This window comes from Dyadobacter luteus, assembly GCF_003383615.1.
GTDB classification, from domain to species: Bacteria; Bacteroidota; Bacteroidia; order Cytophagales; family Spirosomataceae; genus Dyadobacter; species Dyadobacter luteus.
In genome coordinates this window covers 1-23,855 of the sequence record NZ_QNUL01000046.1, presented here as the reverse complement: position 1 = coordinate 23,855, position 23,855 = coordinate 1, and the positions used below count along the sequence as shown (strand labels likewise).

The following is a 23,855-nucleotide window of genomic DNA, read 5'->3' as shown; positions in this document are numbered from 1 at the left end:
GATCTGGAGGAAGAACGGCTGAAGATTGTGTAGATCGAATGATGTGCTATTTGTGTGTTAGTCGGTGTGAAATTTGAAATTCGCTTCTGAGGCTTTCTGCTCGTTGTGTTTCGTCATCCTGGAATCGTCGCCCAACAGCATCGCCTGGTAGTCAAGCAGTGCTTTTTTTGAATCGAAGTGTGTTTTAGCAATAATTACCCTATAATTATTGATCGCCCCCATGAGTGTATCGGTTTGCTCAGAATTGTAGTTTTCGCTTACAAAATACTGAAAGTCTTCAGCCAGATAATTATCAAAATTTTTCAGGACATCTTCCGTCACGTGAACCAGAAATTCAGGCTCTGTTAGCAGCTTTCGGATCTGCTCTTTGAAGGAAGGTTCTACCGCCTTCAGAGCTTGTAATTTGACCGGAATGTCTTTGATAAGCGTCGTTTCAAAAATAAATCCTGAAGCATCGGCGATATCAACGAAAATATCCTGGGCTTCGGTAGTGCACTGACTGACGTGGAAAAATGACTGATACAGCCTGGTGAGCTCACTACCCTGGGCTTTGTCTGTCTGTCGCTGCCATGCCAAACGATATGCAGCCAGATCATTTTCTTTGAGAAGTTCTGTTACCTGGCTTAGTCTGGAATTAAGTGAACTGATCAGCGCCGGGCAGTCTGCGGGAGTGTATTTGTTACCGTCATAGTCGAAGGATTTGACCAGGTAGTTGCCCAGCTCAATTTGTTGAAGAGTCGCTATTTCATTTTCAAGATTTGAATATTCATACTTTAAGCCGACTTTTTCACTTCCAAAAAGATCATTGAGTTTCTCTACAGCTTCGCCTCTCACATCTGGCGTTTGGTTCAATTCAAATGGCTGTATAGATCTGTAATCATAATATTGGTTGTAAATGTCACTAAACGCATACATATCATACTGCTTCTGATACTCCGCTTCAAACTGCTGTTGGTTCACTATTGTTACTTGCTGGTCTGCGTCGGGCTTAAACACATAAATGCTGAATTTTTCCTGTAATACCTCTGAGCTTCTAAAAACAGAAAAGGCATGCCTGTTATCGTTTTCAGAAGTTTTGATATTAAGATCGTTGAGTTGGAGAACCCTGTCTTCGGTAGATGGGTGTGATGACCATTGGTCAGTTAAAATCAGCTTGGATTTATAACGATTAATGTAATCAAGACCTAACTGTGCAAGTCCGTTTTCAATAGGTAGCCCCTGCTTGCCGGCTATAAAGTTCATCACGAAAGCTTGCTGCTGATAAAGGTTTTCAGGCCTAGTTAGCTGATCGGGATTTTGTTGGTAATGCTCTATTACTGATTGATAGGCATGATCAGCAAGATCCATCCGCAGAAGGGCAGACGACAAATGGTCGGATCCGGCTACATGCGCCGCCACCTGATCGGCATGAAATTCCATTTCGCGCGACAGACCCATATAATTTAAATTAAGAATATAATATACTTTTCTCAGTACCCACTGGATGAATTTGACGATCAGACCGGCAGTAGCAATAGCAATGTCGAAGTATGAACTGATGGTAGCCCATTTGTCGAGCATACCCTGATAGGACTCATTCTCATAAAGCATGTTATAGATGATCCTGTTCACATTGTAGACATAGCTGCCGACTTTCATTGTTTTCTGCGAGAAATGTCCGAATTCGTGTGCCAGAACCGCTTTGAGCTCTGATACAGATAAGGTGTTAACCAGGCCAAGACCGATCTGCAGATTTTTTCTTACAGGCAAAAACATACTCCAAAAGCTCGAATCGTAAAATACAGAAGCATTCACATGATCTGACAAATAAACTTTCTTTGGCATATCAGTGCCCACCTGTTTTGTGATTTGCTCAATCATGGCAAACAGCTCGGGCATTTGTGCTTCTTTGATTTCTATCAACCCGGTCAGATTCGTTACATTCTTTGTAAAAATGAACTTGAAAAGAAATATTAAAGACAGTATACCGATACTGACAAGAACCAGGGCCAGGGCAGCAGTGACGAAAATAAGTTTAATTTTAACCAGTAAATAAGCCAGATAGGTTAATCCTATCGTCATTGCAACAGCCGCACAAACAAGAAGTACGTAAGTGACAATAAAGAGGACGATGGCAGCAATAGACTTTGTGGTCGCTTTTTTAAAGTTTGCAGAGAGGTGTATCTGGTTCATTATCGTATAAATGGGTGTTGCTTACAGAATAACTTGAGTGGTGGCTTACATATATTGTACTGCCCGTTAACCTTTGCATGTATATCAGTTGTATTCAAATTGATATACAATGTTAATCCGACAGAATATCTGACAGAATGATTTCTGACAAATTGATTGCAGAAGGAATACGCTGATCAAATCTACTTCATGAGTGACGATGGCGCTAACGGACGTGATGATTTTTTTTAATGATCTTGTCGTCGGCAATCTTATCCGGGATAGGTTTATCCTTTCAAAGGAAGCCGGTTATTGCTTTCAGAGGTGAGTAGCCAGCAACTTATCTTAATTTGACTTCTTCATCCATTTCCACTATTAAAAGGAATATCTTCAACAAGTTAGAAGTTTCGAATACAGAAGAACTTAGCAAAAAGATGCGAATTCATTACTATGGAAGTCTGGGTGGCTAGTGAAGAGAATGTAAGGTCAAACTTAATGTATGCCTGCCTTCTGAATAGTGGCAGGCATTTTGCGTATTGTCCCCGCAGTATTAGATCTGTTTCCGGGAATTTTGATAAATACATCGGATTCAGTATTCGGTGTGTTTTCTATAATGGACAACTATTTGCTTATTCCAGCCAATAGTGCACTCAATTATTTTCCCCTGCTTATTTTTGAGCATACCAAAATTAAGTAATATGGGTCTTATAGCTTCACTTCCAGACATCGATAAAAATAAATCTTCTGTTTTTGTAATGCATGAAAAGTCAGAAAAACTGATTCCTCTTCATACTCACCAGAAAGGACAGTTGAGTTATGTTGAGGGGGGCGTAGCTTACATCACCATTGAAAATAAAACGTATGTAGTTCCTGCCCGCCATTATTTCTGGATTCCCAAAGACACCGCTCATGTAGTCCAAATTGGTCAGTTTGCTACCGTTTTCCGTTCAATATATTATTATAGTCATGATGATAATTCCCATCCGTTCTACAGCCAGATGGGAATTTATCCGGCCAGTGAGTTGCTTATTCAAATGCTGGAATTCTCCGAATGCTGGGATGGATCCGATGTTACTGCTAATGATCACAACTTTGAATTTCTGGTGGCGCTCAAAAAGCTGCTTCCACAAAATGGTCCCGCACTGCCAATCATACTACCCCTGACGGATGATCGCCGAATGAATATGATCCTGGAATATCTGGAGTTAAACTTGGCTGCACCCATTGATTTGAAATCAGTGAGCACTCATTTTCACATGAGCCAGAGATCCTTCTCGCGATTTTTTCAGTCAAAACTCAAGATTTCTTTCTTTCAATATCTGAAAACGCTTCGGATGATTCAGGCGATAGAAATGATTGTAAAAACGACAATGCCGATTAATGAAATTGCTGGTAAAGTAGGTTACCACAGCGTGGCATCGTTCAGCAATGCGTTTTTTGATTTTACCAATTCCAGACCTTCCGATTTGAGAAGAAAATAGATCCCTTCCTCTATTTCGTAAACTAATATTCACTTACATTATGCTGATAATCAATAACAATGTTTTTCTTGCAGTATGCATTTTACTATTCTTTTTTCTGGTAGCTATCATCTCAATTAAAACTTTCAGACAATAATTAGTGTAATTTCTGAAAATTGATCGCTTACTGAAAACAGGGTTTGGATAGATGGATTTAATATCAAATCCAGCCACTCACTTCTCTTTAAGTTTGTACTCCTGATCACTTACAGGCTGTAGCCAGGTAACTCTGCCTGATGCCGCATTGGGAGTTACCGCGATTTGGGTAAATCCTACGTCGGGCGAAGCTCCATGCCAATGCGGGGTATTGGGCGGACACTTTACAGAATCACCTTTCCTGAGTATGCGAACAGGCTTACCTTTCTCCTGATAATAGCCTATCCCGTCAATGGCGATTAATGCCTGCCCGCCTCCGTGGGTGTGCCAATGGGATCTGGCGCCCGGTTCAAAGGTTACGTTTGCAACGGGGATGTTGAAAGCGCTGTCGGCCTGTATCAGACTGTAGACCCAGACTGTACCTGTAAAATTTTTTTCCGGTGCCCTTTGTCCTTTTGGGAAAATGGGTTTCTCACTGAATATGGCACTTGACTTGCTCTGTGCATAAGCTAAATATTGAGACAATACCAGTATAAGTGCCAGATAGAATTTTAAGTAGCTTTTCTTGTTTGCCATCTTCATTTGAGATCGGTTGTTTTAAGATTATGTTTACAGACTAGCCGTCGAGGAATTAATCACGGTAGGCTGTGCATGTGTAGGGTCTGCTAAAAAATGAGCCTTGTACCTGCTAACGCTGTAAAACCGCATAAGCCCGGGGAAAGCTTGATTTTTGTCAGATGTAAAAATACATATTCCCCCAAGATAGTGATCACTACAGATGGCAAATCAGGAATATTGGTAAGCATTTCAGGGATATGTATACCAATCGCCTGTTAGCTATTGGCAAACTTTGTAATATAATTACCGCGATCGAAAATTGCCAGTTGTGACAGGTATCTCGCCGGTAATTCTGGCATGGAATATTGGTAGATAAAACAGGGATCTATATAACAATGCTGTCGCCAGAGTAGCGGAACTTTGCATCATCAAAACAGAAACCAACATGGAAACAGTTAAATTAAATAACGGAATTGAAATGCCGATTTTAGGATTCGGCGTATTTCAGGTGCCTGATCTCAAAGAATGTGAGAGGAGTGTATTGGATGCAATCCAGACCGGTTACCGGCTGATTGACACGGCTGCGGCTTATCAGAATGAACAGGCAGTGGGAACTGCGATTCAAAATAGTGGTGTAAAAAGAGAAGAGCTATTTATTACAACAAAACTTTGGATTCAATCCGATGGGTACGCTGGGACTAAAAAGGCTTTTGAAAACTCATTGAAAAAGCTACAACTGGATTATTTGGATCTGTATCTGATACACCAACCCTTTGGTGATGTGTACGGAGAGTGGCGGGCGATGCAGGATTTGTATAAAGAAGGCAAGGTGCGAGCGATTGGCGTAAGCAACTTTCATCCCGACAGATTGATTGATCTTATCGTTCACAACGAAATCGTTCCGGCTGTCAATCAGATTGAAACCCATCCGTTTCACCAGCAGATGGAGGCACATCAGTTTTTGAAAGCAAATAATGTGCAGATTGAATCCTGGGGGCCATTCGCAGAAGGGAAAAATGGATTGTTTCAAAACGAGTTGCTTGCTTCAATGGGTGAAAGATACGGCAAGACCATAGCACAGGTTGTTCTGCGCTGGCTTACACAAAGAGGCATCGTTGCTATACCCAAGTCGGTACGTAAAGAGCGGATGGCAGAGAACTTCAATGTCTTTGACTTTGAGCTTTCCGCTGAAGACATGGAAACAATCAAAAGTTTGGATGCTGCTACCAGCGCTTTCTTTGATCACCGCGATCCGGCAATGGTAAAATGGCTGGGGGAACGGAAATTGGAGCAATAAATCGGCTTTCATAAATGTGACTTTAAACAATCAACTCAGATCATGCAAAAGCAAACACATCTAAAAGCATTTATTCTTGTTTTGGCTTTTTTTACATTCCATGCTGGTTTTTCAACAGCGCAAAGCGCAGATAAAACAGAGCAGCAAATCATCCAACTCTCCAAAGACAAATGGCAATGGATGGCCGATAAGAATGTAGACAAACTCTCCACGCTCTTTGACGACAAGCGAAATTTGTTCATATGAGCGGAACCTGGAAAAAGGATGAAGAGCTAGAAATTATAAAAACCGGAAGTATCTGGTACAAAAAAGCGGGTGTCCACGATGTTGCAGTAGAGATCGTTGGCAATACGGCCATTATCTGGAGCCGGATTACATTATCTGCTATGGTGCGGGGCAGCGAAGCAAATACAGAGTTTACCGTTACGGAAGTTTACACAAAAGAAAAAAGTGAATGGAAACTTCTGGCGCTCACGTTTAGCAGCGTTCGGGATACTCATGTTATTAAACACTAAACCCAAACAGGATGAAACCGGTCATAGAAAAAAACATCATCAGAATCCTGACCTTCTCAGTCGTGCTGACCGTGCTGTCTCTGGTCAGTTCGGGTATAGGATGGGCGCAGGATAGTGTTGAGCAAAAAATCATAACGCTTTCTAAAAACAAATGGCAATGGATGGCTGACAAGAACGCCGACTCTCTTGCCGTTCTTTTCGACGAGAAGTCAGTTTTTGTTCATATGGGAGGATCATGGGGTAAACAGCAAGAGCTTAGCATCATAAAATCAGGCGGCATTCATTACAAGAAGGCAGATATACATAAAGTGTCAGTAAATGTAATTGGTTCAACGGCGATACTCCTCAACAGGATCACCTTACTTGCTGTCGTTGCAGGAAGGGAAGTTACCAACGAATTTGAAGTAACCGAGGTGTACGTCAACGAAAACCAAACCGGGAAACTCGGATCGCTTTCCTTCACCAAGGTGGGAGGGTAATGAAAATCTGTCTTTGGGAACCGCAAAACCAAATATTGCCATGAGCCATTTATTGCTATCAATTCTTGTTCTGATTTCGGCCTGTTCTTCAACTCAGACTGCGTATGTTGATACTGAAACTGAATCTGCTCAAAAACCCGGGGCCGTGTTAATCGTATATTTATCCAGGACAAAAAATACAAAGGCCGTTGCGGAAATGATCCATAGGAATGTGGGTGGGAAGTTGGTTGCCATAGACCTGGGAAATCCGTATCCAGAGAATTATCAGCAGACTGTAGCGCAGGTTTCCAATGAAAATAGCTCGGGATATCTGCCTCCATTGAAGACAACAATTGACAGTATTGGCAAGTACGATATTGTGTTTGTCGGATTCCCAACCTGGGGAATGCGGTTACCTCCTCCTATGAAAAGTTTTTTAAGCCAATACGATTTAAGTGGTAAAACCGTCATTCCCTTCAATACAAATGGCGGTTATGGTATTGGAAGTACATTTGATACAGTCCGTGCGCTTTGTCCGAACAGCACAATTTTGGAGGGATACACTACCAGAGGAGGATTAGAAAGAGATGGCCAACTGCTGATGATTAAAGAGCAGAAGGCGCGGCAGACTGAAAGTGAAGTAAAGGATTGGTTGCGGAAGCTCAAAATGATTTAAAGAAAAACCTTCGGCTAAATCTAATTCGAATATAATCCAAATGGGAAACACAGTTGATATGAGAAATAAAAAGGTGCTTGGTTTTACGTTCTTATTGGTTTTGACATTGGTTGCAGCCGTCAGGGCCCAGAAAATTACTGGCCACAAACCATTGCTTATTCAGCAACAAGGAACGTTTTCTGCAGGCGGTACAGTCGTCAAAAGTGATGGCGTGTTTGATCCTTTGAAACCATGGAATGTGACTCAGGGAGGGCAGACCAGGCATGCAGACCATGCGGATGTATTCTATCAGATTCCGCCGAAGGCAAAGAAACTTTCGATGGTTTTTTTGCATGGGTACGGCCAGTCGCGTCGTAGTTGGCAAACCACAGCCGATGGCAGAGAAGGTTTTGCCAATATCTTTTTGAGAAACGGATACAGTGTATACCTTGTAGATCAGCCGGGACGAGGCCACGCAGGTCAAACGACAAAACCCGGACAAATTTCCGCTATACCTGACGATCAGACCTGGTTCACGCAGTTTCGCATTGGTCTATATCCCAAATTTAACGACGGGGTACAGTTTCCCAAAGACAGCGCTTCGCTGGATCACTTTTTCCGAATGATGACCCCAAGTACAGGTAGTGTCAATGAAGCAGTGGTTGTAAATGCGATGTCGGCGGTGATGAATAAATCAGGCGACGGGATTTTGTTTACGCATTCTGCCGGAGGTTCTCCGGGATGGAAAACAGCTACTAAAAATGCTCATGTCAGAGCAATAGTCGCTTATGAGCCCGGCGGTTTTACTTTTCCTGAAGGGCAAGTGCCTGAAGGCAATCGTGGCGGTAAGGGAATTCCGATGGAAGAGTTCATGAAGCTGACTAAAATACCTATCGTCGTGTATTTTGGTGATTTTATACCGAGCGAACAGACAGAAGCTGCTTCCCTGAATTTTTGGAGAAGCGTGCTTACAACGGCGCGCCAATGGGCGGAAGTTGTCAACAGTCATGGTGGCGATGTGCGCATTGTACATCTGCCCGAAATCGGTATCAAGGGCAATACTCACTTTCCTATGTCAGATTTAAACAGCGATCAGGTAGCCGGGGTTTTGATAAAATGGTTGAAAGAAAAGGGATTGGACAAATAAATAAGGATCGATGAACTCAAATAACGTTAACAACAGAAACTGGTTAAGCTTGTCAGCTTATCTTACTATACTGATATTATTTTCTCTATCTGCAATGGCGCAACAGCCGGCTGGGACCAGCGGTACCTTAGGCTCGAAGAATAGAACCATCATTACTATTTCTTCATTTACTGCGCAAGGTAAAATTCAGGAGTTGAAAACCGAACTTAACATAGGCCTCACGGAAGGTTTAACCGTAAATGAAATCAAAGAAGTACTCGTGCATACGTACGCTTACTGTGGTTTTCCAAGGAGTATTACTGGTTTGCAAACCTTTATGCAGGTTATCGAAGAAAGGAAAGCAAAAGGTATTCGGGACAACATCGGAAAACAGGCTTCGCCTGTTGCAGGCAACGGTAGCAAATATGACAGAGGTAAAAAGATACTATCGGATTTGACCGGTACGCCGCCGCCGGCCAAGCTCTCAGGCTATTCGGCTTTCGCACCTGCAATCGATACATTTTTGAAGGAGCATCTGTTTGCTGATATATTTGAAAGGGATGTATTGACCTATGCGCAAAGAGAATTGGTAACGATTTCGGTAATCAGTGCTATTGGTAATGCTGACCCGATGCTGCGAAGTCACCTGAATATTTCTCTGCGTGCGGGTTGGACAGCTGCTCAGTTGGAAGAGTTCATCGCAGTGATTACCCCAACTATTGATAGCGAGAAAGCAGCGGCAGCAAAAGCTGTTCTAATGGGGTTGTAGGGTTTACATTTTGGGTAAAAGACTTAATCAATTGTGCGAACAAGGAAAATTTTGATGCTGACCGCTCAGAAACAACTAAGTTTTTAGAAGCTGCCTGAGTCGGCTCTGATAAGCCTGCAGGTAATTTCGTTTTGTTGCCTGGTCGAGAAAAGACGAAGCGATTAACAGCTCAACTTTTTTAGACCCGCTGAGAATTTGTGAGACTATTCTTTCAAAAACTTTTGAATTAATTCCTGTTATTTCAGCCAGTAAGGTAAATTGCTGCATCACCTTCCCTTCAGCTAGCTTTTTGGGTAAAAGGTCTTCGTCCAGGGCGAAATCTTTATCGCGAATATGTATTTGGCTGTTGAGCAAATCGTAGGCCGGACTTAAACGGTAGTCTCCCTGATCGGTTTCGAGAAGCGAAAAGTTTTTGAAATGCGCGTCACCGTTAGAGAATAAATAGTTAAACATTAATATGCGGAGCAATTTTGGAGATTCGACTGTGTAAGCAGGAACGTATTTTCGCATTAGTTCAAAAGTATCCAGATAATTTCCCAGGTACTTATAGTGTTCTCCGTGGGTTTGGGGCGTACGTCCTGCAAGTGATGCAAAATCATCCTGAGCAAGTTTTCTGCCATCGGCCTGTCTGTCAAATCGTTTCGTAATGTAGGCCTGTGCTCCGTCTGAAAAAAAGATCAATGCATTTTCTGCTGTCTCAATACCGTAAACCTGCCTGGCGATCTGCATGGTCAGATGTTCGTTGGCAGGCATCTGATCTGGTCTGCGACCTGCGGTCGGTATAGGCTTTAAAATATAATTACCTTGCTCGCCTTCCCGGACCAATCGTAGTTTATTCTTATCAAGAATTACTGAAAATTTTTCCTGAACACCTGAGATTGACATCCGGTTGCGGTTTTCTTCAAAAAGTTCATCGGTATCCTGATTGGTTGCAGGCGAGCCGTAACTCAGAATATGGCCTACACGTTTACCATTGAAGACCCGCTTTAGACAAGTCCTGCTGTAAGTGTTGTGGCCAGGAGCCAATGTGCCCGGGCAAAACTGAATATCTCGTAAGCTCATTGCTTTTCGATTTTGATAATTGTCACAGCTCCAATCGTGTCACTTTTTGCAACCGTGAGCAGCAAGCCGAAGTAATCGTCGCGATCTATTCGGTTCAGGTGACAGACCACCTGTTTATTCGAGCCTTCCGGTAACATATTATAGAAAAAAGGAAACAAGTATGAAGATCGATAGACCTCTGTCGTTTTCGGTAAAGTCAAACTAATAGCAGGTTTCGAGCGGTCTTCAACCCATTCTTTATGGTACTGAAATTCGAATGTACCGGTGTCATGTTGAACTAGAATACCCGCCTGTTCTCCTCTAAAAAGAACTTTTGCACTTCTCATAGATTAATGTTTTTTACGCCTAAGGTAATTTCAAGGCCCAGGGCATCAGAAAGTTTTTTCAAAGTTGACAAAGTAGGGTTGCCTTTTCCTGACTCAAATCTTTTTAAGGCACCCAAAGCAACACCAGACAAGTCGGACAGTCCTTCCTGCGTAATATTTAATGACCCTCGTCTTACTTTAATCGCGTCAATGATGGATATAAAATTCATTATGATGTCGTTTATCATAAAGATAGTATATTCTGAGAAGTATTAATAAGAAAAGTACCTTATAATATACTTTTTTAAGGACAAAATAATGTCGATATAGAATTTGCAACAAAAAAGTACTCTATAGTGTACTTTTTTGTTGCTGTAAAATTATAATAGTCCGATTCCTGACCCAACTAGCCCAATGTAAACTCTGCGATGACTCCGTTTGAAATCGAATAGTGTATATCATTACCGGTCAAGAAGTATATCAAGCATTCTTTCATAATCATTAAGAAAACCTTTCGTGATTTGATAATGAGGTGTCTGTTCGTAAGATGTCTTTCTGATTCCGTCATCATCCAACATGTAAATAACAGAGTTAGGGTAGGACAGTAGAATGGGAGAGTGGGTTGCAATGATCAATTGAGAACGCTTTTTAACCAGATTATCAATAGCGGCCAACGCGGTCATTTGTCTGTTAGGAGATAAGGCGGCCTCGGGCTCATCAAAGATGTAAAGGCCTCTGCCTTGTAGTTTTTTTGTTAAAACTGCCAGAAACGCTTCTCCGTGAGACCGAAGATGTGGAGATCCTCCGTAACCTTTAAGATAATTTGTCTGCTCCATGTAGGTGGCAACATTGTAAAAGCTTTCTGCTCTGAGGAAATAGTAGTCATCCGGCATTTTGTATCCTCTGATCAGTTTAAGATAGCTGCTCAGACCGGAGATGTTATCGTGGGTGGAAAACTGAACATTTTTTGTGCCTCCTTCCGCTCCAAGACCTAAACACAGCGCTATGGCCTCAATCAGGGTTGATTTGCCGGCACCGTTCTCGCCGACAATAAAAGTAACGTCCTGATGAAACTCTAAAGACTGAAAACCTTTCAAAGCCGAGATATTGAACGGATATTCATCTTTGGTGACCACCTGCTCGCGCAGATATTGGATTTCTCTCAGGTAGGGTTTAATATTCATTTGGCTATATCGCGATGCATAACTAGGTAATCCTGTGTATCGCAATATAGAGATTTAAGTTTTCTACGCTTGTTTTGATCAGTGAACAACCCGGCAAGTTTACGATTACTTAATATTCCCGCAGCACTATCGCGAACACATTCACTTGAATAGGGGCCACCTGACTGGCTGAAGGGATCCGGGAAATACCGCTGATTTAATAGCTTATATTAGAGTTGAAGACTGACATTAAAAATTCAATACTATATCCAACGGCAATGTTGAACAGAAAAGGAGTGTTGGCAATACCAATGTTCGCTGCCTGATGTGTCTGAATATGACCGGTTTTCCTGTTCAGATAAGTTAGCTGGTTTTTGTCAAGAGAGGACCAGACATTTTGCCAGTATCTGATGCTTGTAGATGTGAATACTCCCTTTAAAATATTCGGATTTTTTTCAAATGGTTTCCAGGTAATGTACACGCAATGTGCCAGACTACTCCGGCTTTTCTTCCTGATTTGCAGCTAAGCCTTTAATACTTAAAGCCCCAGACGGACATCTCGAAACCTGATCGGTAAGCTGCTGGCTTGTTGCATTCTCTATTCGGATCCATGGCCTTGCTTTCGGATCATACACGTTTGGTAACGATCTTACACATACTGCCGAGTGAGTACAGATTTTTGGTTTCCAAAGGATTGTAATTTCGCCGTTTGAATATTCCAGTGTGTCCATTTTTGATTGTTTGAGATTGTTGTCAGGCTTGTGTTTTTTTGCGTAAAGTTCTGCAAACCCTTCAAAAGAAAAGATGATTTTTGTCGAAAAAATGAATAGACAAATGTCTACTACCGGAAGTGAAAAACCGAAGGTTATGATTTTTGCATAAGCTGGCGTTTTACACGGCTAAGTGTATCCTTGGTGATTCCCAGATACGAAGCAATAATATGCTGAGGGAAGCGCTCCAGTAATTCAGGGTAACATTCAGCGAAATCAGTATAGCGTTTCTCGGCATTCGCGCTTATGGCAGAGGTAAGCCTGCGCTGATTGGCAATATTATTTCTTTCGTCGAGCTGGCAGGTCATTTCATTGAAAGCAGGTACGTTTTTTAAAAGTTCCAGTACGTTTCCTCTTGTAACCAGAAGCATTTGGGTGTCTTCCCAGGCGTCAATATGATATATACTCGGAGTAGCCATTACCCAGCTTTCACGGTCGCCCATCCACCAGCCTTCCACACCCAGGCGCACTATATATTCGTTGCCCTTATCATCTACTGAATATTGCCGCATCGCACCGTTGACAATAAATGCAAATTGTTTACATTGCTCGCCTGCCTGAAGCAGATATTGCCTTTTTCTTAGTTTGGAAGGAATAAATGACCTTGCAAGCAGTGTCTTTTCATCTTCTGAAATCGGAGCAGAACTGTATTTTTTCAGATAGTCTAAAAAAGCTTCTAACATCGTTAACCTTGTGTATGTTTCAGAATCAGCAATATGAAAAACTGCATCGCAGCCTAAACAAATATATGGTTTTTTGCCCATATTGACTGAGTAAAGCGGTTCGCAGCATTAGCGAGGGCTAAATCTTTGGATGATGGGAAACTTTGGTAATTTGCTTGTCAGACACTTGAAGCATAGAAATAGGTAGACATTTATCTATTTCTTTTCTAGATCTATATCATCGTTTTCTGCCAGGGAATTTTATGAATTTTGCATCCGGTAAGTATTAACCGGCAGCCTACTCTGACGGATATATCAGAAAAGAGAAGGCCAAATTGGTTGATACCATCAGATTGAATCTAAAAATTGACAAGAGATTATATGGAAATAGGCATAGATAGTTTCGCGTCTGCCATGTACGGCAGTAATGAATTGAACAGTCAGGACGCTATGGAGCAGCTGTTGCAAAGGATAGTAGCTGCAGATCAGGCAGGACTGGACATTTTCGGGATCGGGGAGCATCACAAAAAAGAATTTCTTGATTCGGCCCCGGCAGTCATACTTGCAGCAGCGGCAGCGCTTACGAAAAGGATACGGTTGACAAGCGCAGTGTCCGTGTTGAGCACATCAGATCCGGTGCGGGTATATCAGAGTTTTGCGACCCTGGATATTATATCAAAAGGTCGCGCTGAAATGGTCGTTGGCAGAGGTTCGGCGATAGAGGCCTATCCCTTGTTTGGTTTCAATCTGAACGATTATGATGCGCTGTTCAAAGAGAAACTTGAACTGCTTCTGAAAATCCGTGATGAAGAATTCATTACCTGGTCGGGCAAATTCAGACCAGCTCTGAAAGATCAGCCAATCTATCCTCGTGCTGTTCAACAGAATATACCTGTCTGGTTGGGTGTAGGTGGTACGCCGCAGTCATTTGTACGCGCAGGCAAGCTGGGACTTCCTCTGATGGTTGCTGTTATAGGTGGGGAAACCGAGCGTTTTCGGCCATTGATTGATCTTTACCGAGAGTCCGGACGCGAGGCGGGATTCAGATCAGATCAGCTAATAGTGGGGCTTCATTCGCCGGGATATGTTGGTGAGAATGACCAGTCAGCCATAAACGATTATTACCCGGGCTACGCGGAATTATGGACGAAATTGGGCAGGGAGCGTGGATGGCCGCCTGTTACAAGGAACCACTTCGACAGCCAGACTGCACCGCAAGGAGCGCTTGTTGTCGGCGGACCTGAAACAGTGGCTAAGAAGCTGATACGCCATAGTGAAGCGCTTGGAGGGGTAGACCGTTTTACATTTCAGATGGATAATGCCGGGCTAACTCATCAACAATTGATGCGTTCCATTGAGCTAATAGGGACTCAGGTAATCCCTAACATCAGACAAGATCAGAAAGAAAGTTGATTTTAACGGTTAGTAAGAGGGGAAAAATCGAATCTACTCCACGAGTAAAATTATGAATAAGAAAAGTAGTTTTTCAAGCCAGGGGCAAAGAGCCGATATCGGCGAGTTGATCATCAACAGAGTTTTGCCAAACAGGTATGCAGATGCAGTGGGTCCGATCGTCTTTTTAGATCATATCGTCCCTCAGCTTCGCACGGAAGTAAATAAAGAGGGTACAGGCGCGCACGCGCATCGCGGAATAGCCACTTTGACTTACATCTTAGATGGTGAGGATGAGCATTTTGATAGTGCAGGAAATTATGCGAAGGTACATTCCGGAGGCATTCAGTGGATGAAAGCCGCGAGCGGTATAATTCATGACGAGACGCTGAATTCTGATTCGAAAACTGATTCAGAGCAGATTTCTGCTTTACAATTCTGGATCAACCTTCCGGCGGCGGTAAAAGCTGAAAAACCTGCGTACCTGGCGATTGAGGGCGACAAGGTCCCTTTGAAGATACTTGCCGATGAACTGGGGTGGATTAAAGTCATCGCCGGCTCGTATCAGGAGCTGCACTCGGAGATACCGGGTTATTCTGAACAATTTATTTATCACATTCAATTGCAGCCGGGTGCACATTTTAAAATAGATTTTGAAGATCAACTGGAAGTTGGGGTTTATTTGCCCACCCTGCCGGCAAAGCTAAATAATGAAAGTTTCTCCGGTGGAGAATTTATTGAATACGACAGAGAAACCGGATCTATCGAATTGTTCAATGAAAATACTGAAGCGTGCGACTATATTTTGTTCGGAGGACAGACCTATACCGAGCCAATTGTTGCGGAAGGTCCTTTTGTGATGAGCTCGAAGCTGGAAATCGCTGAAGCCTATAAGGATTTTTTTAATGGTAAGTATGGGCAGATAGATTATCAAAAACAGCGGGGTGGGGAGTAAGCTGGCAATATGATGCTACCCGGTCAGGAACAAGATTCGGGTAAAGTATTTTAAATAGTTTCGTGATTTATCAATCAGGTGGTTAATATACTCCTGTATTGATGAGCCACGATTTTTTGTTCTTACCGGCTAAACAATTTATCTTTAGTATTTATTTGAGTAAACATTGGATTTGATATAAAAACATTTCTACGCATATTGATAATTCCAACTATATATTTTTAATTTTGTAACCAGTAGTTGTGAATTATATACCTCTCTTCAATTAATTATGAATATTACTTATCAGTTTTCGTCAATAATTTCCATTTCGACCTGCATTCATTTCAATAAAGCCATTTTTATTCTTAATCGGCCGGAGCTGCTTTAATGCAGCATCATCGCCATAGAGTGGCGGAGAAATCCAGCCATAAAAAAGTTCTTTGCCAGCTATTCAGACGCCATATTTTAGTTTGGGAATCAGGAAGTGGTATGCCCTTTCTGCGATGCAGAATCTATACATCAGAACATTTTCCGGGCATTGCGGTGGTTCTGGTGGATTTGATATGCCTGTTTTACCCGGCTGTATCTGAACGCTTCTGTGCGTGATAACGATGATTTCTGATAAAAGATCTGAATAAGCTGCTTTCGAAGCCAAAAGGATAAACTGACATTCCCCTGACAAATCATGTCCATATTATTACAGATTATTGAATATCCGGATGCTATTACCAATTTGACAAGCCGTTTGATTGCCAAAATTCCTTATGCAGTTACCGTCTGGAAAGTGCTTGCGCTGATATGGGTTCTGAGCTTATGTTATCTGGTTTTCTATATCAACAAGAGACCATCGAACACCAGATACATACCGGTTTATCTTACTTTGGCGATTGTAGGTATTATTGGATTCAGGTTTCCTAATCTGGTATTGCCCATGCTTAATTACGATGAAGCGGACTGGGCCGTTTGCGCCGCCACCCTTTGGAATAAATCAGTTTTCTGGAAAGATGTAGATGCCACCACGAGCGGACCACTAAATATTTATCCGCTTTTGATCATTAAAATATTAGGCGGCAATATAAACTATTTCACATTACGCCTTTTTCTGTTGTTGTTTTGCTGTGTTCCCACAGTCATTTTTTCGTTTCAGGCTTTTAAAAAGTACGCTACGCCATCGCTTGCTGTAGCACTGACAGCTCCGCTGGTAATAGGATTTGCGCTGCTCAATGATACGGATCTGGTCTCCTTTGATTCTACGTATATTCCCATGGTGGTTCTTGCACTGGCCTATTATTTACTGTTTTCGATAGGCCATTTAAAGAACCAGGTTCAGGGTGCAGTGGCACTGGCCTTTGTTCTCGGTCTGTTTCCCTTTATCAAGTTGCAGGCTGTTCCTGTGGCGGTTGGACTCGGGGTCTGGCTACTTTATAGCGCATTTTTCCTTTGGAAGTTTTCTCTGCGTTCAATCGTTTTGATCCTGATATCATCTCTTGCTCCTTGTATACTGGTAGGGATCTACATCGCTGTACAGAACATTCATACAGATTTTTGGGAATCATATGTGCTCAATAATCTGCTGTATGCTGAACTCGGCATTGTCAGTGAGGAAAAAAGCTGGTGGTTTAAACTCAGAGTGCCCATCTATCTGATTGATACTTCGCCAACTATCGCCCTGTTTTTCTACGCCTTGGGGGCAGTAGCGTTAGCTTCCGGCGTTTACTGTTTTCTGAATTTTAAAAGGATAGAATTTCGAAACAGAATCGATATGATTGGAGCCACGGCAGTTTTTTTTCTTAGTTATTACGCAATCAGTCAGCCGGGCAACATCTGTCATTACTACCTGATTTTAATAATCGTTCCTTTATTTTTCATGACATCTTTAAATGTTCTTCTTGCAAAAAAACTAATGGATGCAACAGGGGGCCGGTATGGAAATACGGTATTGCTCGCGCTTTTGTTAACAACCGTAGGTTTGCAGGGATTTGCCAGTATCAGAAAAGGAAGCTTAGGAGTAAACAATGTAGCAGAAGGATACCGAGGTATAGTCAACCCACCACTGATTGAACAGATTAAAGAACTTGTTGAACCCAATGACCTTATCGCTGTTTTAGGCTACCGTCCGGATATATACATTTCCTCCAACACACTTTTGGGCATCAGAGAAGCCCAGACCACCCGTATGCATTTTGCTTTCAAGGATCTGCAAAAGGATTATTATCAAAACCGGATTGCTTCTGACATCATTACCAACAAACCCAAACTGGTCATTGATGCTTCACTGAATTCAAATGGTTCCTATCCTTACAACGACAGCACCACTATCTACGAAAATTACCCTGTTTTGAAGAAAACCATAGATTCCAACTATGTGCATCACACGACAATAGATCAAATCCGTATTTTTGTAGCAAGATAATAGCCATTGTACAGCCTGAAAGAGATCGTTTGAATATTTGACCTAACGAAATTTTAAGCCAAACTGCCGTGCCCCGGGTCTGCAAATATCTTATTGCTATGGTAAAATACAAACTACTGCTCTTTTTGTTGCTTTCTTTTTCTTCATTTGGTCAGAACCTGAACAAAAGCCGCATAGCAGTCAGGAATTTCTGTGATACAATTCCATTTGTTTACGAACGTGGAAAAATGATCGTAGAGGTAGCTGTTGACAAAAAACCACGTCGCTTCATATTTGACACGGGTGCCCCTTTACTGGTGTCAGCTGATGTAGTCAGCTCATTGGGCTTACCTGTTATTGGATCAGGTGAAGTCACTGATGTCGGGGCAAACTCGTCTGAAGAGAAGATCGTTAAAATGCCAATATTAAAGCTGGGCAGTATCCCGTTTGAAAATGCAGTTGCACTCGTCTTTGACCGCGAAAGGACAGGACTTCTGGACTGCTTTAATATCGACGGATTAATTGGCAGTACATTGTTTAAACACTGTATAGTCCAGATCAACTTAGCTCAAAAAATTATCATTCTTACCGATCGCAGGGCAAATCTGGATATAGATCAAGCTTTCGAATCGGATATCAAACTCGATAAAACAAGCAAACCCTTTATCAGTCTTAATTTTGGTGGCCGCACAAATCTGCAGGTGATGTTTGATAGCGGTTCAGATAAGTTTCTGCCACTTTCTATGGATGGTTTCAGTAGGCTCACTGGCCCTGTTAACACAAAAGTGCTCAATGAGGGATATGGGTCTACATCATCCGGACTCTACGGAGCAGGCAAGGCGGGCATTGAGAATAGGGCCGCAGTGGGCGATGTACTTTTCGGAGATCATGTGATCAAAGATGTAATAACCACAGTATCTGAGCGGAAAAATAAAGATGCGATTGGAATGGGTCTAGCCAGGTATGGAATCATCACCATAGATTACCTGAAAAAAAAATTCTATTTCAAACCCTATGCCGATCTTCAGACCTATCAGTCACCTCCATTTTTCGGATTTGCGGCACAACTGATTGACGGATTTTACACTGTTTCTGCAGTTTACAAAAATTCTGTGGCCGAGAAATCGGGTCTGAAAAATGGGTACAGGATTACAAAAATCAATAGTTTTGACCTTTCTGCTAATGATCGGGAATCGGTTTGCGAGTTATTCCTCTCTGACTACATGGAAAAGAGTTCTATGACGATATCGTTTTTGGATGACTCCGGCAATGTCAGGGAAGTAACCCTGAAAGGTGAATAAGTCTTGCAGGGTCGCCTCTGTATTTACTTCCCTGAAAAAATCAGATGGAATCCTGCGAAAATCAGACGGTACAAGTGACCTGCTCGGAGTCTATTATCAGCAGCTTAGGCCTACGACCGAACCGACCGCTCTGATGAGTCCTGACCAGACAGAACCTGATCAGGTCAGGCCCGTAGATATACCTCAGGTTCCATCCGGACAGCAGCTGAGTCAATTAAGTAACCAGAGTGGGAAAGGAGAGGGAGTAGGGCTGCAGATAGTGAAACATCTTTGTGAACTGCTGGATGCCAGTATGGATGTTGAAAGTATTAAGGATCGCGGAACACTTTTTCGGGTGAGAATGGCCTATTCATTTCGAGGCGGGCGGTAGATGAAGCAGATTAATTTATTCTGTATTACTGTATTATTTTCAGGCTTAATAAATCCAATAAGAACTCAATTGGCATAGTATCTAAAAGCCTCAGGATCTTTCAATTGAATCCGGATCTGAATTCCTGCGGACTTTGACTCGTTTTGCTTTTGAAAAGTTTGCTGAAACTTTGAGGGTGTTCAAAACCCAGCTGATAGGCTATTTCACTGATTGACAGATCCGTGCTCGAAAGACTTTCCTTGGCTTTTTCGATGAGTTTTTCATGGATATATTGCTGGGTACTGAGTCCTGTAAGTGTTTTGAGAAGACCACGCAGGTAACTTGGTGATATGTTAAGCGCACCAGATATATATTGCACTGTAGGCAATCCTTCTGACATCAGCTGGTCGCCGCTGAGGTAATTTTTCAGAAGTGATTCCAGACGATCCAGCACCTGATGGCTGCTTTTTTTGCGGGTCAGAAACTGTCTTCCGTAAAAGCGCTCAGCGTAATTCAGGAGCGTTTCAAGATGAGAGACAATTATATGCTGACTGAACCTGTCGATGTTGGACTCATACTCAGTCTGAATATTCTGTATAATACCGTTGACGGTGATTTCTTCTTTGTCTGACAGGAAAAGTGCCTCGTTGACCGCATAACCAAAGTAGTCATACTTATCTATATTCTTTCCCAAAGCACTTCCCCAAAGAAGGTCTGGATGTATCATCAAAATCCAGCCTGAAAGATCATCCTGGCCGCCAGGCCCTCCGCCTTTTAAAAGCTGATTTGGAGCCATAAAATAAAGTAGTCCTTCGTCAAAATCGTAGGTCTGCTGTCCGTAATGCAGTTTGTTACAGAATCCCTTTTTCAAAGAAATGAAGTAAAAATCAAACATTACGCCCAAAGCTCCTGCCTCGCTATCGGGGTTAGTTATCTGATCGTATCTGACAACACTTATCAAAGGTTGCGCAGGTGAAGGAAGGCCCATAAGCCGGTGCGCGTCAGCGATGTTTTTTACTTTTATTGGTGTCATCAGTCTGTTTCAGTTTTTAAATGGATATTTCAACCAGATCATGACCATAGGCATAATCAGAAAAGGTATTTCGATCAGAACCATTGTCATATTACCAGCCCTGATGGCCAGCGCCATAATCATTAAAATCGACATGGCATTGAGCACATTGCCCAAAAAGAATGTCTTTGGAATTAACAGGAGAATACCTGTCAGTATAGTCATTGCGCCGAAGAATGGAACGAGTGACTCACTAATACCGAGCTCATTCATCATTTTCAGAGATCCGGGATGATTTTTATAATTAAATGTTTCCCATCCGTGTTTGAATGCCAGAAAGACCGAAGTCAGAAGTAGCGCCATCGATATAATATTCTTGGTCATCTCAGCAGGTTTTATGTGTTAATTTATTAAACTGTTTTTGGATTTCAATGTCATTTGAACGTGTTGGCCGGAAATGCTGTTGTTACTGTTCACTATACATAAAGGAAGCGCCCATTTTACCCGATTGCGCGATCAGAAAACCTGGCGCGATCCTGCTTGCAATACGCATCAGCCATGCTAAGCCCGGGTAGATTTCCGGCTTGTCATTCTGTAATCCTCTGATGGCCGCATCTACTATTTTTTCAGGAGCCATCAGTGCCGTTGAGCTAAAGCCGTCCTCATTGATGAACTTGTCATTCAAAGGTGTCGATGAACCGGGTGCAACCAGTTCGATAACTTTGATGTTGGTGTTTTTTAGTTGAATTCGCAGCGACTGTGTGTAGGAACGTAATCCTGCTTTGCTTGCGCCGTAAATTGGTGAGATCGCAAATGGCATTAACGCAATTCCTGAAGTAACATTCAGGATGGCTGCATTTTTCTGCTTTTTCAAATGGGGCAGAAACTGCTGCACCATTCTGATCGGACCGATCAGGTTAATGTCTATTTCCCGTGTAATGTCTTCAGCATCATGCTGGTGATGAAGGCTAAGTTTGCGCATCTCTCCGGCATTGTTGATGATCATATTAAGCCGGGGAAAATCCGCCATGAGCGTTTGGTACAGAACTTTAATCTGGCTGGCATTGCTGACATCACTTTGGATGATGTGAACAGCCGGAAATTTTTGTTTTACCTGTCTTAGTTTTTCTATGTTTCTTCCGGTAATAATAACTGTGTTGCCCAAAGAAAGCAGTCTTGATGTAAATTCAAGTCCGAAGCCTGATGTTCCGCCTGTAATAAGAATTGTGTTGTCTTGCAGTTTCATAATCTGTTATGTTTTTGATGTTACAAAGTTCAGCAGCAGCAAAAACAAAAGGGTGCTCAAAATGACTATTGATGTAGCCAAAAGTGAAAACTCTAAGGTTCTTTGAGAAGACACACCCCTGGCACTTTGACAGATAAAATCTGTATCTTTGTAACCTCTAAATTACTGATGCCAGGCATTGCTGTATTCGATTCGGGCATCAAATGTGCAATTATATGATACGATTTATGTCTATATCAACAGAGTCCGATTTATTGGGAATGAGAAGTGCAAGCGAAGCGGTTGCATATACACTAAAGCAAATGACCCAGTATGCTCAGCCTGGTATGACTACCAAAGAGCTGGACGATTTCGGCGCTAAAATATTGACTGAATTCGGAGCAAAGTCCGCTCCCTATTCGACCTATGGTTTTCCCGGCTGGACTTGCATAAGTGTTGATAATGAATTTTGCCATGGAATTCCTTCTGAAAAGAGAAAACTACAGGAGGGTGATCTGATCAATATCGATGTGTCGGCTGAGCTAAACGGTTACTGGGCAGACAATGGCGGCTCATTTGTATTAGGCCGCGATATCAATCAGCATCAGAAGCTGGTGGATGCTTCAAAGCAAATTCTGATGAAGGCGATTAGTAACATCAAGGGTGGGGTCAAGATAGCCGACATCGGTCAGATCATGGAATCTGAGGCTAAAAAGCGTGGATTTAAAGTAATTCGGAATCTGGGCGGACACGGTATTGGCAGGGGGCTACATGAACAACCTGATGAGCTCTTGAATTATAAGAATAAATTCGATCACAGAAGATTCAAGAAGAATTCAGTCGTAGCAATTGAAACATTTATCTCTACCACATCATCCTTCGCCACAGAACTCAACGATGGATGGACAATGGTGGGGAACAAAGGCGGATACATGGCTCAGCACGAGCACACGATCGTAGTTACTGATAAGGCCCCGATTATATTGACTGAGATGAATGATATCTTCAATTGAAAATCATCTACGGAAGTAAAGCATTGAATCAGATTGAATGGTAAGGGCAGGGGGCTCTTACCTTTTTTTGTTGCCGGATAGTTATGTTAGCTCATCAACGGGTTACTGTTAAAGGCTTTTTAATTAAGAAATAGTGCTTTATATTTCCGTACTCTATAGAACTAATCTGTTGCCCTAGCCGTGAGATCAATTCTGAAGTTTTTCTGTCTCTTATTACTTTCATTTTCTGCGTCTGCTCAGAATAGCTCCTACCTGCAACTGGATGCGTTACTGGATTCGATGGCCTTTCATAATAAGTCAATGGCAAGTGTAGTGATGACCAGAGACGGAAAGAAGATCTATGAAAAAGCTATCGGCTTTCAGGTGATTGATAGTATCGCGCCAAGAATCGCAACACCTCAGACGAGGTATCTGATCGGCTCTATTACCAAGACTTTTACTGCTACAATGATCATGCAGCTGATCGATGAGGGTAAGCTAACTACAGATACACGTCTTCAAAGCTTCTTTCCTCTGATACAGAACGCTGAAAAAATCACCATAGATATGATGCTGCGACACCGCAGTGGCATTCATAACTTTACCAGTGATCCGACTTACTGGCATACCAATACTCAAGCAAAGTCGCGTGAGAAAATCCTCACAGAATTTGCGGCGCTAAAATCTGATTTTGAACCAGGAACAAAAAGCGTTTACAGTAATACGAACTACGTGTTACTCGGTTACATTATTGAAAAAATTACAGAGAAATCCTATCAGCAAAATCTGGAAGTATGCATCAATGCAAAAACAGGGATCAAAAATACAAGGTTAGCAGAGAAGCTGGATCCTTTAAGTAACGATGCCTTTTCGTATACGTTTACTGACAAATGGGAGATAATGCCGCAAACAGACCTGAACCAGATAGCAGCCGCAGGCGCGATCATATCTACTGCTGAGCATTTGGCGCTTTTTATTGAGGCTCTTTTTGAAGGAAAGCTTGTGTCACAGCAAAGCCTGAACCAAATGATGACTATTGAGGGCTTTTTGGGAGCCGGACTTGTAAGGATGCCGTTTCTATGTTAAAATGCAAGCGCAGGAGTGTTTTTTTATTAATTTAGTATTTATCGGGCAAAACAGAACCAGGC

Annotated in this window: 24 protein-coding genes and 1 pseudogene; 14 read left to right on the top strand and 11 right to left on the bottom strand. The window is 42.3% G+C overall.

Features of this window, described 5'->3' with window-relative positions:
* Window positions 1–57: 57 nt before the first annotated feature.
* Window positions 58–2,172 (bottom strand): M48 family metalloprotease, encoded by a 2,115-nt coding sequence (locus DSL64_RS28055; protein ID WP_115834287.1) that lies wholly within the window; start codon window positions 2,170–2,172, stop codon window positions 58–60.
* Between the two features lie 677 nt (window positions 2,173–2,849).
* On the opposite strand from DSL64_RS28055, the gene DSL64_RS28045 reads away from it, so the two are divergent.
* A complete protein-coding gene (locus DSL64_RS28045) occupies window positions 2,850–3,632 on the top strand; it encodes a helix-turn-helix domain-containing protein (protein ID WP_115834285.1) in 783 nt (260 codons plus the stop codon).
* 213 nt (window positions 3,633–3,845) lie between these two features.
* Here the strand turns inward: DSL64_RS28045 and DSL64_RS28040 are convergent, their stop codons facing one another.
* Window positions 3,846–4,349 carry a cupin domain-containing protein gene (locus tag DSL64_RS28040; protein WP_229217256.1) on the bottom strand — a complete coding sequence of 168 codons (504 nt, stop codon included), beginning with the start codon at window positions 4,347–4,349 and terminating at the stop codon, window positions 3,846–3,848.
* A 421-nt stretch (window positions 4,350–4,770) separates the two neighbouring features.
* On the opposite strand from DSL64_RS28040, the gene DSL64_RS28035 reads away from it, so the two are divergent.
* From DSL64_RS28035 to DSL64_RS28010, 6 genes and pseudogenes are all read left to right on the top strand, one after another.
* Complete coding sequence (locus DSL64_RS28035) at window positions 4,771–5,622, top strand: aldo/keto reductase (RefSeq protein WP_115834284.1); 852 nt, start codon at window positions 4,771–4,773, stop codon at window positions 5,620–5,622.
* 42 nt (window positions 5,623–5,664) lie between these two features.
* A pseudogene (locus DSL64_RS28030) lies at window positions 5,665–6,137 on the top strand (nuclear transport factor 2 family protein).
* A gap of 11 nt (window positions 6,138–6,148) precedes the next feature.
* Window positions 6,149–6,616: a nuclear transport factor 2 family protein gene (locus DSL64_RS28025; RefSeq protein WP_115834283.1), complete on the top strand. Its 468-nt coding sequence runs from the start codon at window positions 6,149–6,151 to the stop codon at window positions 6,614–6,616.
* A 40-nt stretch (window positions 6,617–6,656) separates the two neighbouring features.
* Window positions 6,657–7,271 carry a flavodoxin family protein gene (locus tag DSL64_RS28020; RefSeq protein ID WP_115834282.1) on the top strand — a complete coding sequence of 205 codons (615 nt, stop codon included), beginning with the start codon at window positions 6,657–6,659 and terminating at the stop codon, window positions 7,269–7,271.
* 40 nt (window positions 7,272–7,311) lie between these two features.
* Window positions 7,312–8,397 (top strand): alpha/beta hydrolase, encoded by a 1,086-nt coding sequence (locus DSL64_RS28015; RefSeq protein WP_115834281.1) that lies wholly within the window; start codon window positions 7,312–7,314, stop codon window positions 8,395–8,397.
* A 10-nt stretch (window positions 8,398–8,407) separates the two neighbouring features.
* Window positions 8,408–9,145 carry a carboxymuconolactone decarboxylase family protein gene (locus DSL64_RS28010; RefSeq protein ID WP_199539527.1) on the top strand — a complete coding sequence of 246 codons (738 nt, stop codon included), beginning with the start codon at window positions 8,408–8,410 and terminating at the stop codon, window positions 9,143–9,145.
* Between the two features lie 75 nt (window positions 9,146–9,220).
* Here DSL64_RS28010 and DSL64_RS28005 read toward each other — a convergent pair whose 3' ends face one another.
* The 6 genes from DSL64_RS28005 to DSL64_RS27975 all read right to left on the bottom strand — a co-directional run bounded on the left by DSL64_RS28005 (window position 9,221) and on the right by DSL64_RS27975 (window position 13,128).
* Window positions 9,221–10,207, bottom strand: coding sequence for a type II toxin-antitoxin system HipA family toxin (locus DSL64_RS28005; RefSeq protein WP_115834280.1), 987 nt, complete (start codon window positions 10,205–10,207; stop codon window positions 9,221–9,223).
* Window positions 10,204–10,533, bottom strand: a complete 330-nt coding sequence (locus DSL64_RS28000) for a HipA N-terminal domain-containing protein (protein WP_115834279.1) — start codon at window positions 10,531–10,533, stop codon at window positions 10,204–10,206. Before DSL64_RS28000 ends, DSL64_RS28005 begins: the two co-directional genes overlap by 4 nt.
* On the bottom strand, window positions 10,530–10,742 hold the full coding sequence (locus DSL64_RS27995) for a helix-turn-helix domain-containing protein (RefSeq protein WP_115834295.1): 213 nt from the start codon (window positions 10,740–10,742) through the stop codon (window positions 10,530–10,532). Before DSL64_RS27995 ends, DSL64_RS28000 begins: the two co-directional genes overlap by 4 nt.
* A 231-nt stretch (window positions 10,743–10,973) precedes the next feature.
* On the bottom strand, window positions 10,974–11,696 hold the full coding sequence (locus tag DSL64_RS27990; protein WP_115834278.1) for an AAA family ATPase: 723 nt from the start codon (window positions 11,694–11,696) through the stop codon (window positions 10,974–10,976).
* A 473-nt stretch (window positions 11,697–12,169) separates the two neighbouring features.
* A complete protein-coding gene (locus DSL64_RS27980; protein WP_115834276.1) occupies window positions 12,170–12,406 on the bottom strand; it encodes a (4Fe-4S)-binding protein in 237 nt (78 codons plus the stop codon).
* 134 nt (window positions 12,407–12,540) lie between these two features.
* Complete coding sequence (locus DSL64_RS27975) at window positions 12,541–13,128, bottom strand: Crp/Fnr family transcriptional regulator (protein ID WP_115834275.1); 588 nt, start codon at window positions 13,126–13,128, stop codon at window positions 12,541–12,543.
* A 360-nt stretch (window positions 13,129–13,488) separates the two neighbouring features.
* Between DSL64_RS27975 and DSL64_RS27970 the strand changes: the two genes are divergently transcribed.
* From DSL64_RS27970 to DSL64_RS29070, 5 genes are all read left to right on the top strand, one after another.
* Window positions 13,489–14,520 carry an Atu2307/SP_0267 family LLM class monooxygenase gene (locus DSL64_RS27970; protein WP_115834274.1) on the top strand — a complete coding sequence of 344 codons (1,032 nt, stop codon included), beginning with the start codon at window positions 13,489–13,491 and terminating at the stop codon, window positions 14,518–14,520.
* A 52-nt stretch (window positions 14,521–14,572) separates the two neighbouring features.
* Window positions 14,573–15,454: a pirin family protein gene (locus DSL64_RS27965; RefSeq protein WP_115834273.1), complete on the top strand. Its 882-nt coding sequence runs from the start codon at window positions 14,573–14,575 to the stop codon at window positions 15,452–15,454.
* Between the two features lie 667 nt (window positions 15,455–16,121).
* Entirely contained in the window at window positions 16,122–17,849 is a 1,728-nt protein-coding gene (locus tag DSL64_RS27960) for a hypothetical protein (protein WP_115834272.1), read from the top strand.
* A 98-nt stretch (window positions 17,850–17,947) separates the two neighbouring features.
* Window positions 17,948–19,129: an aspartyl protease family protein gene (locus tag DSL64_RS27955; protein WP_115834271.1), complete on the top strand. Its 1,182-nt coding sequence runs from the start codon at window positions 17,948–17,950 to the stop codon at window positions 19,127–19,129.
* Window positions 19,122–19,499: an ATP-binding protein gene (locus tag DSL64_RS29070; protein WP_158547992.1), complete on the top strand. Its 378-nt coding sequence runs from the start codon at window positions 19,122–19,124 to the stop codon at window positions 19,497–19,499. The genes DSL64_RS27955 and DSL64_RS29070 overlap by 8 nt, the downstream gene beginning before the upstream one ends.
* A gap of 100 nt (window positions 19,500–19,599) precedes the next feature.
* On the opposite strand, the gene DSL64_RS27945 is transcribed toward DSL64_RS29070, so the two are convergent.
* The 3 genes from DSL64_RS27945 to DSL64_RS27935 all read right to left on the bottom strand — a co-directional run bounded on the left by DSL64_RS27945 (window position 19,600) and on the right by DSL64_RS27935 (window position 21,736).
* Complete coding sequence (locus DSL64_RS27945) at window positions 19,600–20,511, bottom strand: helix-turn-helix domain-containing protein (protein ID WP_115834270.1); 912 nt, start codon at window positions 20,509–20,511, stop codon at window positions 19,600–19,602.
* Window positions 20,512–20,520: 9 nt separating this feature from the next.
* Window positions 20,521–20,874 (bottom strand): hypothetical protein, encoded by a 354-nt coding sequence (locus DSL64_RS27940; protein ID WP_115834269.1) that lies wholly within the window; start codon window positions 20,872–20,874, stop codon window positions 20,521–20,523.
* Between the two features lie 82 nt (window positions 20,875–20,956).
* A complete protein-coding gene (locus DSL64_RS27935) occupies window positions 20,957–21,736 on the bottom strand; it encodes an SDR family oxidoreductase (protein WP_115834268.1) in 780 nt (259 codons plus the stop codon).
* Between the two features lie 227 nt (window positions 21,737–21,963).
* Here DSL64_RS27935 and map point away from each other — a divergent pair, with 227 nt between their 5' ends.
* Entirely contained in the window at window positions 21,964–22,728 is a 765-nt protein-coding gene (gene map / locus DSL64_RS27930; RefSeq protein WP_115834267.1) for a type I methionyl aminopeptidase, read from the top strand.
* Window positions 22,729–22,908: 180 nt separating this feature from the next.
* Window positions 22,909–23,793, top strand: coding sequence for a serine hydrolase domain-containing protein (locus DSL64_RS27925; protein WP_115834266.1), 885 nt, complete (start codon window positions 22,909–22,911; stop codon window positions 23,791–23,793).
* The last annotated feature ends 62 nt before the right edge of the window (window positions 23,794–23,855 follow it).

Bases quoted from the DNA above. Each gene is read 5' to 3' on its own strand.
- DSL64_RS27980 (WP_115834276.1), bottom strand. From the start codon at position 12,406: ATGGACACACTGGAATATTCAAACGGCGAAATTACAATCCTTTGGAAA.
- DSL64_RS28000 (WP_115834279.1), bottom strand. From the start codon at position 10,533: ATGAGAAGTGCAAAAGTTCTTTTTAGAGGAGAACAGGCGGGTATTCTA.
- DSL64_RS27995 (WP_115834295.1), bottom strand. From the start codon at position 10,742: ATGAATTTTATATCCATCATTGACGCGATTAAAGTAAGACGAGGGTCA.
- map (WP_115834267.1), top strand. From the start codon at position 21,964: ATGTCTATATCAACAGAGTCCGATTTATTGGGAATGAGAAGTGCAAGC.
- DSL64_RS28025 (WP_115834283.1), top strand. From the start codon at position 6,149: ATGAAACCGGTCATAGAAAAAAACATCATCAGAATCCTGACCTTCTCA.
- DSL64_RS27955 (WP_115834271.1), top strand. From the start codon at position 17,948: ATGGTAAAATACAAACTACTGCTCTTTTTGTTGCTTTCTTTTTCTTCA.
- DSL64_RS27935 (WP_115834268.1), bottom strand. From the start codon at position 21,736: ATGAAACTGCAAGACAACACAATTCTTATTACAGGCGGAACATCAGGC.
- DSL64_RS27940 (WP_115834269.1), bottom strand. From the start codon at position 20,874: ATGACCAAGAATATTATATCGATGGCGCTACTTCTGACTTCGGTCTTT.
- DSL64_RS28055 (WP_115834287.1), bottom strand. From the start codon at position 2,172: ATGAACCAGATACACCTCTCTGCAAACTTTAAAAAAGCGACCACAAAG.
- DSL64_RS28040 (WP_229217256.1), bottom strand. From the start codon at position 4,349: ATGAAGATGGCAAACAAGAAAAGCTACTTAAAATTCTATCTGGCACTT.
- DSL64_RS27945 (WP_115834270.1), bottom strand. From the start codon at position 20,511: ATGACACCAATAAAAGTAAAAAACATCGCTGACGCGCACCGGCTTATG.
- DSL64_RS27960 (WP_115834272.1), top strand. From the start codon at position 16,122: ATGTCCATATTATTACAGATTATTGAATATCCGGATGCTATTACCAAT.
- DSL64_RS28035 (WP_115834284.1), top strand. From the start codon at position 4,771: ATGGAAACAGTTAAATTAAATAACGGAATTGAAATGCCGATTTTAGGA.
- DSL64_RS28015 (WP_115834281.1), top strand. From the start codon at position 7,312: ATGGGAAACACAGTTGATATGAGAAATAAAAAGGTGCTTGGTTTTACG.
- DSL64_RS27975 (WP_115834275.1), bottom strand. From the start codon at position 13,128: ATGTTAGAAGCTTTTTTAGACTATCTGAAAAAATACAGTTCTGCTCCG.
- DSL64_RS28005 (WP_115834280.1), bottom strand. From the start codon at position 10,207: ATGAGCTTACGAGATATTCAGTTTTGCCCGGGCACATTGGCTCCTGGC.
- DSL64_RS27965 (WP_115834273.1), top strand. From the start codon at position 14,573: ATGAATAAGAAAAGTAGTTTTTCAAGCCAGGGGCAAAGAGCCGATATC.
- DSL64_RS28045 (WP_115834285.1), top strand. From the start codon at position 2,850: ATGGGTCTTATAGCTTCACTTCCAGACATCGATAAAAATAAATCTTCT.
- DSL64_RS28020 (WP_115834282.1), top strand. From the start codon at position 6,657: ATGAGCCATTTATTGCTATCAATTCTTGTTCTGATTTCGGCCTGTTCT.
- DSL64_RS27970 (WP_115834274.1), top strand. From the start codon at position 13,489: ATGGAAATAGGCATAGATAGTTTCGCGTCTGCCATGTACGGCAGTAAT.
- DSL64_RS27990 (WP_115834278.1), bottom strand. From the start codon at position 11,696: ATGAATATTAAACCCTACCTGAGAGAAATCCAATATCTGCGCGAGCAG.
- DSL64_RS28010 (WP_199539527.1), top strand. From the start codon at position 8,408: ATGAACTCAAATAACGTTAACAACAGAAACTGGTTAAGCTTGTCAGCT.